This is a genomic window from Weissella sagaensis (assembly GCF_005405285.1).
GTDB classification, from domain to species: Bacteria; Bacillota; Bacilli; order Lactobacillales; family Lactobacillaceae; genus Weissella; species Weissella sagaensis.
Genome location: NZ_BJDT01000006.1, coordinates 1 through 15,390 on the forward strand (window position 1 = coordinate 1; position 15,390 = coordinate 15,390).

General features: G+C 36.6%; 17 protein-coding genes and 6 tRNA genes. 22 read left to right on the forward strand and 1 reads right to left on the reverse strand.

Annotated elements, in window-relative coordinates:
* Positions 1 to 22: 22 nt before the first annotated feature.
* The 10 genes from FFM55_RS06675 to FFM55_RS06720 all read left to right on the forward strand — a co-directional run bounded on the left by FFM55_RS06675 (position 23) and on the right by FFM55_RS06720 (position 3,329).
* A tRNA-Val gene (locus tag FFM55_RS06675) sits at positions 23 to 95 on the forward strand.
* A gap of 2 nt (positions 96 to 97) precedes the next feature.
* Positions 98 to 170 (forward strand) — tRNA-Lys (locus FFM55_RS06680).
* Between the two features lie 9 nt (positions 171 to 179).
* A tRNA-Arg gene (locus tag FFM55_RS06685) sits at positions 180 to 253 on the forward strand.
* 27 nt (positions 254 to 280) lie between these two features.
* Positions 281 to 354: transfer RNA gene (locus tag FFM55_RS06690), tRNA-Pro, on the forward strand.
* A gap of 26 nt (positions 355 to 380) precedes the next feature.
* A tRNA-Met gene (locus tag FFM55_RS06695) sits at positions 381 to 454 on the forward strand.
* Between the two features lie 11 nt (positions 455 to 465).
* Positions 466 to 537: transfer RNA gene (locus tag FFM55_RS06700), tRNA-Gly, on the forward strand.
* Between the two features lie 150 nt (positions 538 to 687).
* The gene (locus tag FFM55_RS06705; protein ID WP_042492444.1) at positions 688 to 1,317 is read left to right on the forward strand and encodes an HAD family hydrolase; all 630 of its coding nucleotides are present in this window, start codon (positions 688 to 690) and stop codon (positions 1,315 to 1,317) included.
* Between the two features lie 34 nt (positions 1,318 to 1,351).
* A complete protein-coding gene (gene murI / locus FFM55_RS06710; RefSeq protein WP_137600761.1) occupies positions 1,352 to 2,185 on the forward strand; it encodes a glutamate racemase in 834 nt (277 codons plus the stop codon).
* A 26-nt stretch (positions 2,186 to 2,211) separates the two neighbouring features.
* Positions 2,212 to 2,808: an XTP/dITP diphosphatase gene (locus tag FFM55_RS06715; protein ID WP_042492450.1), complete on the forward strand. Its 597-nt coding sequence runs from the start codon at positions 2,212 to 2,214 to the stop codon at positions 2,806 to 2,808.
* A 2-nt stretch (positions 2,809 to 2,810) separates the two neighbouring features.
* Positions 2,811 to 3,329, forward strand: coding sequence for a YfcE family phosphodiesterase (locus FFM55_RS06720; protein ID WP_042492452.1), 519 nt, complete (start codon positions 2,811 to 2,813; stop codon positions 3,327 to 3,329).
* Positions 3,330 to 3,384: 55 nt separating this feature from the next.
* Here the strand turns inward: FFM55_RS06720 and FFM55_RS06725 are convergent, their stop codons facing one another.
* Positions 3,385 to 3,999: a DsbA family protein gene (locus FFM55_RS06725; RefSeq protein ID WP_052348382.1), complete on the reverse strand. Its 615-nt coding sequence runs from the start codon at positions 3,997 to 3,999 to the stop codon at positions 3,385 to 3,387.
* Between the two features lie 344 nt (positions 4,000 to 4,343).
* Between FFM55_RS06725 and FFM55_RS06730 the strand changes: the two genes are divergently transcribed.
* The 12 genes from FFM55_RS06730 to ribF all read left to right on the forward strand — a co-directional run bounded on the left by FFM55_RS06730 (position 4,344) and on the right by ribF (position 15,379).
* Positions 4,344 to 4,961: a GTP pyrophosphokinase gene (locus FFM55_RS06730; RefSeq protein ID WP_042492453.1), complete on the forward strand. Its 618-nt coding sequence runs from the start codon at positions 4,344 to 4,346 to the stop codon at positions 4,959 to 4,961.
* A gap of 21 nt (positions 4,962 to 4,982) precedes the next feature.
* Positions 4,983 to 5,801: an NAD kinase gene (locus tag FFM55_RS06735; protein WP_042492456.1), complete on the forward strand. Its 819-nt coding sequence runs from the start codon at positions 4,983 to 4,985 to the stop codon at positions 5,799 to 5,801.
* Position 5,802: 1 nt separating this feature from the next.
* Positions 5,803 to 6,720 (forward strand): RluA family pseudouridine synthase, encoded by a 918-nt coding sequence (locus tag FFM55_RS06740; protein WP_042492458.1) that lies wholly within the window; start codon positions 5,803 to 5,805, stop codon positions 6,718 to 6,720.
* A gap of 15 nt (positions 6,721 to 6,735) precedes the next feature.
* Positions 6,736 to 8,115: a magnesium transporter gene (mgtE, locus tag FFM55_RS06745; RefSeq protein ID WP_137600762.1), complete on the forward strand. Its 1,380-nt coding sequence runs from the start codon at positions 6,736 to 6,738 to the stop codon at positions 8,113 to 8,115.
* A gap of 165 nt (positions 8,116 to 8,280) precedes the next feature.
* Entirely contained in the window at positions 8,281 to 8,967 is a 687-nt protein-coding gene (locus FFM55_RS06750; protein WP_042492462.1) for a ribosome maturation factor RimP, read from the forward strand.
* A 17-nt stretch (positions 8,968 to 8,984) separates the two neighbouring features.
* The gene (gene nusA / locus FFM55_RS06755; RefSeq protein ID WP_042492464.1) at positions 8,985 to 10,115 is read left to right on the forward strand and encodes a transcription termination factor NusA; all 1,131 of its coding nucleotides are present in this window, start codon (positions 8,985 to 8,987) and stop codon (positions 10,113 to 10,115) included.
* Positions 10,116 to 10,127: 12 nt separating this feature from the next.
* Positions 10,128 to 10,427: an RNase P modulator RnpM gene (gene rnpM / locus FFM55_RS06760; protein ID WP_042492466.1), complete on the forward strand. Its 300-nt coding sequence runs from the start codon at positions 10,128 to 10,130 to the stop codon at positions 10,425 to 10,427.
* Positions 10,417 to 10,722 carry a YlxQ-related RNA-binding protein gene (locus FFM55_RS06765; protein WP_137600763.1) on the forward strand — a complete coding sequence of 102 codons (306 nt, stop codon included), beginning with the start codon at positions 10,417 to 10,419 and terminating at the stop codon, positions 10,720 to 10,722. Before rnpM ends, FFM55_RS06765 begins: the two co-directional genes overlap by 11 nt.
* A gap of 11 nt (positions 10,723 to 10,733) precedes the next feature.
* Entirely contained in the window at positions 10,734 to 12,947 is a 2,214-nt protein-coding gene (gene infB / locus FFM55_RS06770) for a translation initiation factor IF-2 (RefSeq protein ID WP_042492469.1), read from the forward strand.
* A gap of 38 nt (positions 12,948 to 12,985) precedes the next feature.
* Positions 12,986 to 13,339 (forward strand): 30S ribosome-binding factor RbfA, encoded by a 354-nt coding sequence (gene rbfA / locus FFM55_RS06775; protein ID WP_042492471.1) that lies wholly within the window; start codon positions 12,986 to 12,988, stop codon positions 13,337 to 13,339.
* A 126-nt stretch (positions 13,340 to 13,465) separates the two neighbouring features.
* A complete protein-coding gene (truB, locus tag FFM55_RS06780) occupies positions 13,466 to 14,377 on the forward strand; it encodes a tRNA pseudouridine(55) synthase TruB (protein WP_042492474.1) in 912 nt (303 codons plus the stop codon).
* A 63-nt stretch (positions 14,378 to 14,440) separates the two neighbouring features.
* Positions 14,441 to 15,379: a riboflavin biosynthesis protein RibF gene (ribF, locus tag FFM55_RS06785; protein WP_042492476.1), complete on the forward strand. Its 939-nt coding sequence runs from the start codon at positions 14,441 to 14,443 to the stop codon at positions 15,377 to 15,379.
* Positions 15,380 to 15,390 lie beyond the last annotated feature (11 nt).

A 15,390-nucleotide genomic window follows, 5' to 3' on the forward strand; every position in this document is an offset into this window, starting at 1 on the left:
ATAGGACGTCGCGATGCAATATGGACGTTTAGCTCAGCTGGGAGAGCACCTGCCTTACAAGCAGGGGGTCACAGGTTCGATCCCTGTAACGTCCATTGGGTCGTTAGCTCAGTTGGTAGAGCAGTGGACTTTTAATCCATGGGTCCTGGGTTCGAGCCCCAGACGACCCATTATATATTGCACCTATAGCGCAACTGGATAGAGTGTCTGACTACGAATCAGAAGGTTGAAGGTTCGAATCCTTCTAGGTGCATTAACAATAGAATAGTTGTTAAATTTTCGGGACGTAGCTCAGCTTGGTAGAGCACCTGGTTTGGGACCAGGGGGTCGCAGGTTCGAATCCTGTCGTCCCGATTATATGGCATATAATTGTCATAGTTCGCGGTGTAGCTCAGCTGGCTAGAGCGTCCGGTTCATACCCGGGAGGTCGAGGGTTCGATCCCCCCCGCCGCGATATGTCATAATGCGGATGTAGTACAATGGCTAGTGCTCCAGCCTTCCAAGCTGGGAATGCGGGTTCGATTCCCGTCGTCCGCTTACTTATGATTATCTCTAAAATTCTCTGATGGAGGTTTTTAGAGATTTTTTTTACTTTAAATTAACATCACAAATATTAAATTTACTACTCAGATGCATGAATTTTACTAGTGTTATATAATGAGTAGTATCAATTATTTTGGGGGAACTATGAAAACAATTATTTTTGATGTGGATGGTACTTTATTAAGTACTGAGGCTATGTATATGCAATCTCTTATTCAAACATTTAAGGATAGAGGTATTGAAAAATCATATGAAGAAGTATATAAAGTTTTTGGATTACCTTCATTAGACGGCTTAATTAAAATGGATGCACCTGAGCCCGAAAAAATGCAATTGGAATGGCAAAGTCATTATGAAGATTTTTGGCACGAAGTAAAAGTGTTTAGCGGCGTAGACGAAATGTTAGCAAAGCTAAAAGCGAATAAATTCATCCTTGGAATAGTAACATCTAATACAAAAGAAGAGTTTACAAGTAATACCAGTCAATTTGATTTTGCAAAATATTTTGATCGGTTTGTATTTGCTGGTGAAACACCTAAAATGAAACCAGCGCCTGATCCAATTTTAAAATCATTAAGTGATTTACACGCTGATCCGCAATCTGCAATGTATGTTGGTGATTCTATTCATGATATGCAAGCAGCACACAATGCTGGTATAAAGTTTGGTATGGCTGCTTGGGGAGTGCGTGATCAAATGATTTTTAATAATCAAGCTGATTATGTTTTTAAAACACCACAAGAATTATTTGAGTTTGCGATAAGTAACAAATAATTTTTTTAATAATTTTTTGAAAGAAGTGATTATAATGGATAACCGAGCAATAGGTTATATAGATTCTGGCATAGGTGGCTTGTCTGTTGTTAAAAAAGCACTAGAGCAATTACCAAACGAACAAGTATATTATGTTGGTGATACTGCTAGAATGCCATATGGACCAAGACAACCTAAAGAAGTCAAAAAATTTACATGGGAATTGGCAAATTTTTTGACGAATAAAGACATTAAATTATTAGTGATAGCATGCAATACTGCCACAGCGGCAGCGTTAGATGAATTGACCGCTAATTTAGACATACCAGTAATCGGGGTTATACAACCTGGTGTTCAAACGGCAAATAAAGTGACGAAAACTCATGAAATTGGTGTAATTGCCACACAAGGTACGGTTAATTCACTAGCGTATTACAATGGTTTAAAGCAAGTAAATAAAGCTAATCATATTACACAATTAGCAGTGCCACGATTGGTTGAAATTGCTGAACAGCCTGTTAAAGAAACAGTTGAAATACAACAGGAAATAACAAAAATATTATCGCCGATTAAACAAGGTAATATTGATACATTAGTCCTTGGCTGTACACACTTCCCATTATTAGCACCATATATTCAACGTGCAGTGGGTAAACAAGTGCAACTTGTTGATGCTGGTGCAGCTGCAGTATCAGTTGTTACTAATGTTTTAAAAGAACAAGATATACAGCATGAACCGTTAATGATTACCTCACAAAACCACGATGAATATTATACGACGGGTAATCAAAAAACCTTTGCAAAGTTAGCACAAGGCTGGCTCCAAACAACCCATTTAGATGTCCAACATTTGGATATCCAAGATGGTTGTTTAATACTTAATAAGTAATCGATAATTAAATAGGAGTATTTAAAATGGCAAAAATAATTTTTGCATCAAAAAACAATGGTAAAATTCGTGAATTTCGTGAGTTTTTGACACCATTCGGCGTTGAAGTTATTTCATTACTTGATTTAAATGGGGTTCCTGAAATAGAAGAAAATGGGGCAACATTTGAGGAGAATGCGACGATTAAAGCACAAACAATTGCTCAATTTTATCATTTACCTGTCGTCGCTGATGATTCAGGTTTGAGTGTGGATGCATTACATGGTGCTCCAGGAGTGCATTCTGCTAGATATGCGGGAGACCATAATGATTTGGCTAATAATAAAAAATTACTTGCTGAATTAATTAATGTGCCATTTCCTAAGCGTACAGCAACTTTCCATACAGTCATTGTTGGTTTAAAACCTTCCGGGGAAAAAATTGTCATTGATGGTGCAGTTAATGGCCATATTTTAACAGAATTTCGTGGTGATAATGATTTTGGTTATGATCCCTTATTTTATTATGATAAGTTAGATAAAACTTTTGCCGAAATGACACCTACAGAAAAGAATGAAGTTTCACATCGTGGGAATGCCTTGCGTAAGTTCATAACAGTCTTTAAAGAATGGTGGGAGGATTAAAAATGGATTATTTAATTATTTCTGATACACATGGCGATTGTCAAATTTTATTGGATATCGTAAATCACTATCAAGGCCATGTTAAAGCAATGTTTTACAACGGTGATTCTGAATTGAAACGATCAGACGAATTGTTTGATACTTTACTACCTGTTATTGGTAATATGGATAGTGACCCAATGTTTCCTGATGACCGTGATTACCAAGATAAATATTTAAAGCTTTATCAAACACATGGGCATCTTGTGCACACTGAAGTATCACTTAATCATTTAAGGGAAGTGGTTGCGCCAAAAGATGTTGACGTCGTTACTTCAGGCCATACGCATATGCTAGGTGCTGAAATGATTGATGGTAAATTATTTATTAATCCAGGATCAATTTCATTACCTAAGGGTACCTATGCCTATTTAAAAGGAACGTATGCTATTTTATCAGTCGAACCTGAAACATTTCATGTTCAGTTTTACACACGTGATATGCAACCAGTACCAGAATTAGTATTTGAATTTAATCGTTAAATAAAAATTACGTAGATAGCATGTTTTCATGGCATCTACGTAATTTTTTTGAATGTTAATTACTACCTTCTTCATAATTAATTAAATGAGGGGTAGCAGTTAACCCATTTGATTGATGAACAGGATCAAAAATGAGTGATAATCCACTAGTTGAAAAGTCTGACGTTTTAAACGCATATTTTTCTTGTTTGGAGTCACAAACAATCATTGTTGGATAATTAGTAATATCCATAGTTGCTGCCATATTTTGATCTTGCTGCAAAGCTAGCATGGTAGCAGGTGTATTATAATCTTCTAAAAAAAGATTAGTATCTAAATTTAATTTAGACAAAGTTGTGAGTACTAATGATGTAGAATAGGGTGTGTTATTTAAGAGTAATTCCTGCATTTTTGCATAGAATATCCTAGCCGCTTTTTTACCTTGCGACTGCACAGCTTTTGTATCTAATGCAAGTTGTGATAAATTTCGAGCCACAGTAGCATAGTCAACTTTTAATTGATTATGTCGCTTTAATTCTAGATAAGTATCTCTGACTGATTGCATTGTAACAACGGGTATCATACGGTAAGAAACAAACTGTGAGGTTTGCTTAATATAATGAGTGACTTTCTTTTCTGATAGAATACTATCAGACGAAAGTGGGGTTACGAAGTGGTACACTTCTAACATGACAAGCGACAACCTCCAAAAACATTTTTTACATACCAAATAATGGTACGCTATTATTACTAGTGTGTCTATAATTGCTTTACTCAATATAACATGATTAATTAAAAAAAGTTGGTTAAGATTATTATTTAAATAATACTGGTAAGAACCGCATACTAATTGTAAAATTAAGTCATTGTGTTATTTGTTATATCAAGCTAATTTGATTATATAATTTTTGGACTGAGTCCGACAATTTTTTTGCTTATAGCTTGTGCTTTCAGTATTAGTCGTTTGGTAATATTATGATAAGCTACAGATTTTGTAACGATTAGACACAAAGCAAATAATTTGGGGGTTTGGAAATGACACGTGAAGAATGGGAAAAACTGTTACAGCCATATGTTCAGACAGTTGATGAATTAAAAGTGAAGTTACGGGGAATGCGTTCTGAATTTGAAATAGAAGGTATTCACACACCCATTGAATTTGTAACTGGGCGTGTCAAAGAAATTTCAGCCATTGAAGAAAAGCTTGTTCGTCGTCATATTAGTGTGGATCGTATTGAACAAGATATGGAAGATTTAGCCGGTGTGCGTATTATGACGCAGTTTACTGAAGATATTTATAAGGTAGTTGACTTATTACGTCAGCGTAAGGATATCGTGATTTTAGAAGAGCGAGACTATGTTACTAACGAAAAACCGTCAGGATATCGTTCATACCATATTGTCATTGAATATCCAGTACAATTAAGTAGTGGTGAAAAGAAATTATTAGCTGAAATTCAAGTTCGAACGATGCAAATGAATGTCTGGGCAACAATTGAGCACGCTATTAATTATAAATATGATGGTGATTATACACCTGAAATGTCAGAAAAATTAAAAAAGGCAGCGACATTAAGTATGGAAGTTGATAAATTGTTTTCGCAATTACACAATGGCCTGGCAAATACGATAGATACACCGCAAGATAGTTAAAAATAAAGGATGGACTACTATATGAAGATTTCTATATATAGTAATAATGTGCCACATTCACGTGCTGTTGTCTCATTGTTAAAAGACAAGTTAGCTGTACGGAGTAATGGTAAGGTAATATTTGACGATGAGAATCCAGAAGTGGTTATTACTGTTGGTGGTGATGGTACTCTGTTAGGTGCATTTCATCATTATACAAATCAATTAGACAAAATTAGATTTATCGGTGTGCATACTGGTCATTTAGGCTTCTATGCAGATTGGCAATATTTTGAATTAGATGAATTAGTTGAAAGTTTAATCAATCAAGAAACAACGGCTAAAACAGTGAAGTATCCGCTATTAAATGCAACTTTGCATTATACAGATGGACACGAAGAAACGGTATTAGCTTTAAATGAAGCGGCAATCAAGCGACCACTTGGTACGTTAGTTGCAGATGTCTATATTCAAAATGAATTATTTGAACGCTTTCGTGGTGACGGCTTAACAGCCTCAACACCGACTGGGTCAACCGCTTATAACAAAGCAATTGGTGGTGCCGTGATGCATCCAAGTTTACAAGCTATTCAATTAGCAGAAATTGCTTCAATCAATAGTCGAGTATTTCGAACGTTGGGATCACCTTTAATTATTGGAAATCATGAAGTTATCAAAATTCAATTAGAAAATGATGGTTCAGCAGTTACATTTAGCTATGATCATTTAAATAAAATTTCTTCTAATATTGACTGGATTTCATTTAAAGTTGCAAATCAAAAAATTCAATTTGCTGAGTATCGGCACATGCATTTTTGGCATCGTGTGCAGGCTAGTTTTATTGGCACGGAGGTAAAATAAATTGGCCCATTTTAGTTGGCAAAATCAAAGCGATGAAACATTACGAATCAAAACATTTTTGGCTCAGCGTGGTGTTTCACATCGTATGTTTTCAATCATTAAACGTGGTGGTGGACAAGTATTATTAAATCAAAAACCAGTTCTAACTCTGGACGAGGTTGAACCTGGTGGGGTGGTTGAAGTTAATATGCCACCAGAAACGTCAAATGCAGTTGTTGCTGCATCTAATTTACCAATCAAAATTTTGTTTGAAGATGAAAATTGGTTATTGGTAGATAAAGAAGCAGGGATTACGTCTGTTCCGGGTAAAGCTGATCGTGAAACAACAATGGTTAATCGTGTTAAAGGATATCTGATTTCAACCGGGGCAGAGGATCTTGTGCCGCATGTTGTAACAAGGTTGGATAGATTCACATCAGGGGTGGCCTTGCTAGCAAAGCATCGTTTTGCCCATGGCTTATTAGATAAGCAACTACAAACGCATACCGTTGATAAACGTTACTATGCAATTGTTGATGGTGTTTTGGATGATGATCATGGCTTCATTGATGCTCCCATTGGTCGGATGGATAATGATTTCATTCGCCGAGAAGTAAGAGAAGATGGCCGCTCATCCCAAACTGAATATTGGGTTGTTAAAAGAATGCCTAATCAAACATTGGTTCAAGTCCAATTACATACTGGTAGAACACATCAAATTAGAGTGCACTTTAAGTATATTGGTCACCCATTAATTGGGGATGAAATTTATGGTGGTCCAATGGATAGAGGAATTGCAAGGCAGGCATTACATGCATATTGGTTAGAGTTTTATGATCCTTTTATTCAAAAGAAATTACACGTAAACAGTGCTGTACCAGCAGATTTAAAAGGAATTTTATTAAATGATATGTCAGTAGAGGAAATTGACAAATTGTAACAGTATGGGGAGAAGATGAAGGAAACATTACAAGATTTAACGATACGCGATGAATTATCAGATCAGGCTAATCATCTAGTATTTTACATTGAAAATAATGAAAAAAATGCTTTTTTAGATAGTTTTGATGAATTACACACATATGATCAGGCCGTTTTTTACGTGTCACTAACAACGCAATTGCGCCATCAAATTATTGAATGGGTAACGCCCACAGAATTAGCTGATATTTTTGATGAAATTGATCCAGAAGATGTAGATTTTGAAAATCTTTTGTCAGAAATGTCACCTCGTTATGCAGCAAATATGCTAGCCGATATGTATACTGATAACGCAGTTGATTTATTATCTCAGGTTGAACCAGAAGAAATGGCTATGTATTTATCTTTGATGCCCAAAGATAATATGGATGAAATTAAACGCTTATTAAAGTATGAAGATGATACTGCTGGTTCTTTGATGAGTACAGAGTTTATTTCGATTAATCAAAATTTGACAATTGGCGAAGCCATGGTTATTGTCAAAGAAGCTGCACAGGGTGCTGAACAAATCAATTATATTTATGTACTTGATGATGATGGCGCCTTAGTTGGTGTAATTTCATTAAAATCATTGATTATTTGGCCTGATACCGCTAAAATATCCGAAGTAATGGACACCAATTTAATTACGGTTGGTCCAATTGATGATCAAGAAGATGTTGCTAAAATTATGGCAGATTATAATTTTGTTGCATTGCCGGTTGTCGCAAAGCGAAATATGATTGGTATGATTACAGTTGACGATATTGTTGACGTTATTGATGCTGAGGCTGCTGAAGACTATTCTCGTCTAGCTGGTGTTGATGTGGTAACGTTAGAAGATAATCCTTTAAAATCAGCGTTAAAACGTTTACCATGGTTAATAGGGTTAATTTTCTTGGGGATGGGGACCGCTTCAGTTATTGATGGATATAATTATCTAGTTGCCGAAACCTCAATTTTAGCAGTTTTTATTTCATTGATTACTGGAACTGCAGGAAATGCTGGTACGCAATCATTGGCTGTTGCAGTCAGAAGAATTGCCTTGAAAGAGAAAAAAACCTTATTTAAATCGTTGATAGTAGAAATTTTGATTGGGTTAATGATTGGAATCATTGCAGGGGTGACTATTTTCTTAGTCATTTTGGTTTGGAAGCATAATTTGTTGTTAGGAATTGCAGTTGGCTTAGCAATGGGTGTTGCCATTTTGGTTGCCAATGTTGCAGGGGCATTTATTCCAATGATTATGGACAAAATTGGTGTTGATCCAGCGGTTGCTTCAGGACCATTTATTTCGACACTATCTGATTTAACTTCTGTTATCATTTATTTTAATGTTGCAAAATTATTTATTGATAAATTTATGATGCACTAATTTGGCGTATAAGGCCTGTTACTTGCCTACTTAGTGGATTCATGATAGAATTAAAATTGTTATTGAATATGCTCTTAATTGAGTGGCCGGATTTTTTCTCGGCCGCTCATTTTTTTAAGGAGTTTATTAAGTTAATTAGAAAAGATAAATGAAGGGAGGTTTAGAATGGCGAAAGTTATAGAGGATGTTCAAGCAATTTTAAAACCTGTATTAGTTAAAAAAGGTTTTGATTTATGGGATGTTCTGTATGAGAAACAAGAAGGTGATTTTGTTCTTCGTGTATTTGTAGATCGTGTTGCAGGTGAAATTAATATGGATGACTTGGTGATGTTAACCGAGGTCATTAGCGAGGAACTAGACAGTATTACGCCTGATCCATTCCCACAAGCATACCTTCTGGATGTCTCATCACCAGGGGCAGATCGTGAATTAAAACAACCACAAAATTATTTGTGGGCAATTGGAAAATTTATTGAGGTTGAATTATCAGTGACATCTTTTGATGTTGATAATTATATTGGTCAACTAGTTTCATTTGTTGACGATGAACTAACATTGGATGTATTTTCAAAGGCTAAACATCAGCTCATTAATATACCACTTACTAATGTAAAATCAGCTCGACTTTCAGTGAGTCAAGATCGCATATTGGTAAGCGGTGAAGATTATGAGTGGGCACTTAATAAACTAGTACATGTCTCAACCTATCAAAAAATTGATGGTCAAAAAGAATTTTCGGGTGAATTAAGTCAGATAACAGATGATAATTTAGTTATTAAAAATGATGATGATAGTGAGTTTGTTATTCCACGTCGTGCAGTAGCCCAAGCAAGACAATCAAATGATTTTTAAAAATACGGAGAAACAAAATGAGTAAGGAATTAGTATCAGCACTTGATGCATTAGAAGAAGAGAAGGGAATTAAAGCGGAAGTTTTAATTGAAGCTCTTGAAGAAGCTTTGAAAAAGGCTTATGAAAAAAACTATGACGAATCACAAAATGTTGAAGTACAATTTGACAATAAAAAAGGAAATATCAAAGTCTACGCAGTAAAAACGGTTGTTGATGAAATTGATGAACCTTACGAACAAATTACTTTGGAAGAAGCTCTTGATATTAACAAAGCGTATGAAGTTGGGGATGAAATTCGTTTTGAAGTCACGCCAAAAGACTTTGGTCGTTTAGCAGCACAAACTGCCAAGCAAATTATTATGCAAAAAGTACGTGAAGCAGAGCGTGGTGCTGTTTATGATAATTTTGTTGGCTATGAAGATGAAATTGTTACTGGAGAAGTCGAACGTGAAGACTCTCGCTATCTATATATTATTTTGCCTGGAAATCAAATGGCTGCAATGAAGCCAACTGATCAAATGCCTAGTGAGTCATACCAAATGGGTGATAAAATTAAGGTTTTGGTTGCACAAGTGCAAAATGAAAAGAAGGGCCCACAAGTATTTGTTTCACGGACGCACCCGGATTTAGTTAAACGTTTGTTTGAAGCTGAAGTACCTGAAGTTTTTGATGGTACTGTTGAGATTAAGTCGATTGCTCGTGAAGCTGGCGATCGTTCAAAAATCGCTGTATACTCGCACAATGAAAATCTAGATGCAGTTGGAACGATGGTTGGACAAAGCGGTGCCCGTGTTCAAACCGTTGTCACAGAATTATCTGGTGAAAATATGGATATTGTGGAGTGGACAGAAGACCCAGCGGCATTTATTAAAAACTCATTGAATCCAGCTGAAGTTGTTGAAGTTATTTTTGATAAGAATAACGATCGTGCTGCAACGGTTCTTGTACCAGATTATCAATTGTCATTGGCTATTGGAAAGCGTGGTCAAAATGCCCGTTTAGCAGCCCGTTTAACTGGATTTAAGATTGATATTAAGCCTGAATCAGCCCGTGATGAAGTTATTGCGACGCTTAATGAACAACCAGTCTTTAAACAAGCCAATGATTATAATACAGGATTTGAATTAGACGACGATTCAGAAGAATAGGAGATACCGTTTATGAAACCACGTAAGATTCCAATGCGTAAAGATATTGTTACTGGGGAAATGGTGCCCAAAAAGGAACTTGTTCGTATTGTACGAACACCAGAAGGTGAAGTAACCTTAGATCCATCAAATCGAGCAAATGGTCGTGGTGCGTACATCTCTCTATCAGTTGAAGTAGCAGAAACTGCGAAGAAAAAACATATTTTTGATAAAGTATTTGAAACAAAACTTGATGACCAGTTTTACGATGACTTAATTGCATATGTCGACCATCAAGCAGCACGTAAGGAGTTATTCGGTGATGCAAAATAGACAAAAATTATTAAACTTATTGGGCCTTGCTAGACGTGCGGGAAAATTAGTAACTGGTGAAGAGTTAGTTTTGAATGCAATCCGTTCTGGCAAAGCAAGTTTAGTATTTTTTGCATCTGATGGTGGTGAATCAAGTAAAAAGAAATTCACTGACAAGACAAACAGTTATAAAATTGCGTTTTCAACGACATTTACACGCCAAGAATTGGGTGATGCAACAGGGTTAGCACGAACAGTTATTGCTGTTGCTGATCAAGGATTTGCGAAAAAAATGCGAGGATACTTAGATAATTAGGAGGAAGTTATATGACCAAGCGAGTTTATGAGTTGGCAAAAGATTTAAATATTTCATCAAAGGATCTAGTGTCAATTGCAAATGGGGTTAATATACCAGTTAAAAATCATATGTCTACATTAGATGATAAGACGGTTAAAACATTGACAACTGCTGCAAAAAACAAGAAGAACAACCAATCATCAAAGTCACAATCAGGTGATCAAAATAAAAATGTAAAGCGTGAAAATACTCAAGCGCCACGAAATAAGGCAAATGGGGGACAACCACGTACTAATAGTGACAGTAACAACGGTCGTAATAACACAAACAACAACCATAATTCACAAAATAAAAACCGTCGTTTTAATAATAACAACACTAACAACGGTAACCGTAACAATAACCGACGCGGGAAGAAAGGGCCAGGACGTAACCGTAATAATAATGAACACCGTCCTGCACCAACTGTTCGTAAGGAACAACCATTACCAGAGACACTTGTTTATTCAATTGGTATGAACGTACAAGATATTGCTAAGTTGATTCATCGAGATGCAACTGAGATTATCAAGAAATTGTTCATGTTAGGGGTTATGGTTAACCAAAATCAGTCACTAGATGCTGATACAATTGAATTGTTAGCGGCTGATTATGGTATTGAAGCTGAACAAAAAGTTGAAGTTGATATTGCCGACTTAGACAAGTTTTTTGAACTTGAAGATGATGATCAAGCTAACATGTCACCACGTGCACCAGTTGTTACAATTATGGGACACGTTGATCATGGTAAAACAACGTTGCTTGATTACCTACGTAATTCACATGTTACTGATGGTGAAGCTGGGGGTATTACCCAACATATTGGTGCTTACCAAACTAAGCTAAATGATCGTGTTGTAACATTTTTGGATACGCCTGGGCACGCAGCCTTTACTGCAATGCGTGCACGTGGGGCAGATATAACCGATATTACCGTATTGGTTGTTGCAGCCGATGATGGTGTTATGCCACAAACAGTTGAAGCAATCAACCACGCCAAGGCTGCCGGTACGCCAATTATTGTTGCTGTTAACAAGATTGATAAGCCGGGAGCAAACCCAGAAAATGTTATTAATCAATTAATGCAATATGAATTAATTCCCGAAGCATTGGGTGGAGATACAATCTTTGTTAATATTTCAGCCAAGTTTGGTCAAAATATTGATGAATTACTAGAAATGATTCTATTGACAGCAGATGTTTTGGAACTCGAAGCAAACCCAAACAAGCAAGCTGCTGGATCAGTTGTTGAAGCACGTTTGGATAAGGGGCGTGGGACAGTTGCAACTGTGCTTGTTCAACAAGGAACAATGCATGTCGGTGACCCAATCGTTGTTGGTAATACATACGGACGAGTACGTACAATGACAAACGACCGTGGACGACGTGTGAAGGAGGCTTTGCCATCAACACCAGTGGAAATTACTGGGTTGAACGATGTGCCATCAGCCGGTGATCGTTTTGTTGTCTTTGAAGATGAAAAGACAGCCCGTGCTGCCGGTGAAGAACGTGCAAAGCGTGCCGTTATTGCTGAGCGAAACCGTAACAATATTGTTTCAGTTTCAGATCTATTTAATAAGATGGCTGAAAAGCAAATGAAGTCTGTACCAGTTATTATTAAAGCGGATGTTCAAGGTTCAGTTGAAGCATTAGCTGGTTCATTTAACAAAATTGATGTTGAGGGTGTTAAGGTTGACATTATTCACACAGCTGTTGGTGCGATTAATGAATCTGACGTAACCCTTGCAGAAGCATCAGGTGCTATTATTGTTGGATTTAATGTACGTCCAACGCCACAAGCTAAGCAACAAGCTGATTCGGATAAGGTAGAAATTCGTCTACACAGTGTTATTTATAACGCCATTGATGAAATTGAAGCCGCAATGAAGGGACAATTGGACCCAGAATTTGAAGAAAAGGTTGTTGGTACTGCCGAGGTTCGGGATCTATTTAAGGTATCTAAGGTTGGTACAATTGTTGGTGGTATGGTAATGTCTGGTAAGATTACCCGCAACGCCTCAGTTCGTTTGATTCGTGATGGTATTGTTATTTTTGATGGTAAAATCGGTTCACTACGTCGTTACAAGGACGATGTTAAAGAAGTTAAGAACGGTTATGATTTCGGTCTAACTATTGAAAAGTACAATGACGAAAAAGTTGGCGATGTTATTGAAGCTTACGAAATGGTAGAAATTCCACGCTAATCCTCGTTATATAACAATATTGATGGGAGGAAGTTAATATGGCACAACAAAACTTTCGTGTTGGTCGGTTAGAACAAGAGATTCAACGTGAAGTCAATGATTTATTACTAAAGCGCATTCGTGATCCACGAGTAGAAGGTGTAACAGTAACCGGCGTTGAAGTAACTGGTGATTTGCAACAAGCAAAGATATTTTATAGTGTGTTATCTGAATTGGCTTCTGTTAATAAAAAGGCCGCAGATGGACTTGATGCTGCAACTGGTTTAATTCGTAAAGAATTAGGTTCACGGTTGCGTATCTATAAAACACCAGAGCTTAAATTTGTTAAAGACGAATCAGTACAATATGGTGATAAGATTGATGATTTAATTCGTCAATTACATCAAGATTAATTGATTATACTTTAACTAAAACGAGTATTTGTCAAAATAATTAATTAAAGGGTCTTTCTTTGCTACTGAATTGTGGTATGAGAGACCCTTTAATATACATATAGTTTTAAGATATAGGAGAATGACATGGACGGAATCTTACCAATTTATAAAGAAACAGGCATGACTTCGCATGATGTAGTTTTTAAATTACGCCGTATTTTAAATATGAAAAAAATTGGTCATGCAGGAACTTTGGATCCAAATGTTGATGGTGTATTGCCAATTGCCTTAGGCAAGGCTACTAAAACAATCGAATTTTTACAAGAAGCAGGGAAAATTTATACAGGATCAATAACGTTAGGATTTGCAACAACGACGGAAGATTTAGATGGCGAAGTTGTTGCGAAAAAGGCCATTGTGACACCATTTTCTGTGGATGAGATTAAAGAAGCCATGGCTTCTTTAACTGGCGAAATCGTTCAAATACCACCAATGTATTCAGCGGTAAAAGTAAATGGACGTCGCTTGTATGATTATGCTCGTGCTGGCGAGACGGTGGAACGACCACGTCGACAAGCAACAATATATGAGTTTAATTTGACGTCAGAACCAGTTTTTGATGTCCAAAAGCAGACGCAGTCATTTACATTTGTTGCAAGAGTCTCTAAGGGAACCTATATTCGGACTTTAGCCGTTGACTTAGGTAAACAGCTAAAGGTACCTTCTGTTATGAGTCAACTTACCCGAGTTAGTGCTGGTGGTTATGATATTGCACATGCACATAGTCTTAACGATATTGCCAATCGGATGCAATTAGAGAATGAATTAGGTGATTGGCTAATGCCACTTTCAACAGCAGTTGAGCAATTTATACATGTTGAATTAAACGATGAACAATGGGAACAAGTGAAGCACGGCATTGGTCAACCAGCTAGTTTGTTAGAACCAATACAAGATAAAATCGTTTTGACGTATCATGGTGAAGTCAAATCAGTCTTTCATTGGCGAAAAGACAAAAATCAGTATCGGGCATATCGAACTTTTTCAATCGAGTAATGGCACAATATTATATTATGTTATGATTGGTATATTGAATACAAAGAAAAGAAGGTCTTAGCGATGGAAGTTATTCATTTGCATCATCCATATAAACCTGATCAAATCAAGAAAGATCCAATTGTGTTAGCAATGGGATTTTTTGACGGTGTACATGCAGGACACCGGATGGTTATACAAAAAGCAGCAGCAGAAGCGAAAAAACGTGGTATTAAACTAGCGGTTTTAACTTACGATCACCATCCATCTGTGGCATTTAAAACGTACAAAACGCCACTAACATATCTAACAACTTTACCAAAAAAACTGGAAATATTGGCATCTTTAGGAGTTGATATTGTCTACGTTGTGAATTTTACATCTCAATTTTCAAAATTAGCTCCGCAAGATTTTGTTAACCAATATATGGTTGGACTACATGCAACAGCAGTTGTGGCGGGGTTTGATCATACATATGGTCCTAAAAATGCGGACATGCTACATTTACCAGTATATGCCGAAAATCGGTTTGATGTTATTGAAGTGCAACAGGTTAACGTGGACGGTCAAGAGAGTGCTTCAACACGAACACGACAATTGATTGATAACGGTGATTTAGATGAAGCCAAAAGATTATTGTTGCGTCCCCATGAAACGACAGGACTGATTGTTCATGGTGAGGCTAGAGGTCGTGAATTAGGGTATCCTACTGCAAATGTTGAAACAACTGCTGGTGAAAGATTACCAGGTGTTGGTATTTACGTTGTAGAAATGAAAATTGGCGATGATTGGTACCCTGGGATGGCGTCAATTGGCTATAATGTCACTTTTGGTGAAAACCGACCAAAGACTGTGGAAATTAATTTATTTGATTTTCATAATGCCATTTATGGGGAGACAGTCCAAGTCAAGTGGCATCATTTTTTGCGTGGTGAAGTAAAATTTGCCAATAGGGAAGAACTTATTGATCAATTGGCAAAAGACGAGCAACAATCACGATTATTTTTAAAAGACAATCAGTGAAAAGGGGTAAG

Bases quoted from the DNA above. Each gene is read 5' to 3' on its own strand.
- FFM55_RS06730 (WP_042492453.1), top strand. From the start codon at position 4,344: ATGACACGTGAAGAATGGGAAAAACTGTTACAGCCATATGTTCAGACA.
- infB (WP_042492469.1), top strand. From the start codon at position 10,734: ATGACCAAGCGAGTTTATGAGTTGGCAAAAGATTTAAATATTTCATCA.
- ribF (WP_042492476.1), top strand. From the start codon at position 14,441: ATGGAAGTTATTCATTTGCATCATCCATATAAACCTGATCAAATCAAG.
- FFM55_RS06715 (WP_042492450.1), top strand. From the start codon at position 2,212: ATGGCAAAAATAATTTTTGCATCAAAAAACAATGGTAAAATTCGTGAA.
- nusA (WP_042492464.1), top strand. From the start codon at position 8,985: ATGAGTAAGGAATTAGTATCAGCACTTGATGCATTAGAAGAAGAGAAG.
- FFM55_RS06765 (WP_137600763.1), top strand. From the start codon at position 10,417: ATGCAAAATAGACAAAAATTATTAAACTTATTGGGCCTTGCTAGACGT.
- truB (WP_042492474.1), top strand. From the start codon at position 13,466: ATGGACGGAATCTTACCAATTTATAAAGAAACAGGCATGACTTCGCAT.
- FFM55_RS06750 (WP_042492462.1), top strand. From the start codon at position 8,281: ATGGCGAAAGTTATAGAGGATGTTCAAGCAATTTTAAAACCTGTATTA.
- FFM55_RS06725 (WP_052348382.1), bottom strand. From the start codon at position 3,999: ATGTTAGAAGTGTACCACTTCGTAACCCCACTTTCGTCTGATAGTATT.
- rnpM (WP_042492466.1), top strand. From the start codon at position 10,128: ATGAAACCACGTAAGATTCCAATGCGTAAAGATATTGTTACTGGGGAA.
- murI (WP_137600761.1), top strand. From the start codon at position 1,352: ATGGATAACCGAGCAATAGGTTATATAGATTCTGGCATAGGTGGCTTG.
- FFM55_RS06735 (WP_042492456.1), top strand. From the start codon at position 4,983: ATGAAGATTTCTATATATAGTAATAATGTGCCACATTCACGTGCTGTT.
- rbfA (WP_042492471.1), top strand. From the start codon at position 12,986: ATGGCACAACAAAACTTTCGTGTTGGTCGGTTAGAACAAGAGATTCAA.
- mgtE (WP_137600762.1), top strand. From the start codon at position 6,736: ATGAAGGAAACATTACAAGATTTAACGATACGCGATGAATTATCAGAT.
- FFM55_RS06720 (WP_042492452.1), top strand. From the start codon at position 2,811: ATGGATTATTTAATTATTTCTGATACACATGGCGATTGTCAAATTTTA.
- FFM55_RS06705 (WP_042492444.1), top strand. From the start codon at position 688: ATGAAAACAATTATTTTTGATGTGGATGGTACTTTATTAAGTACTGAG.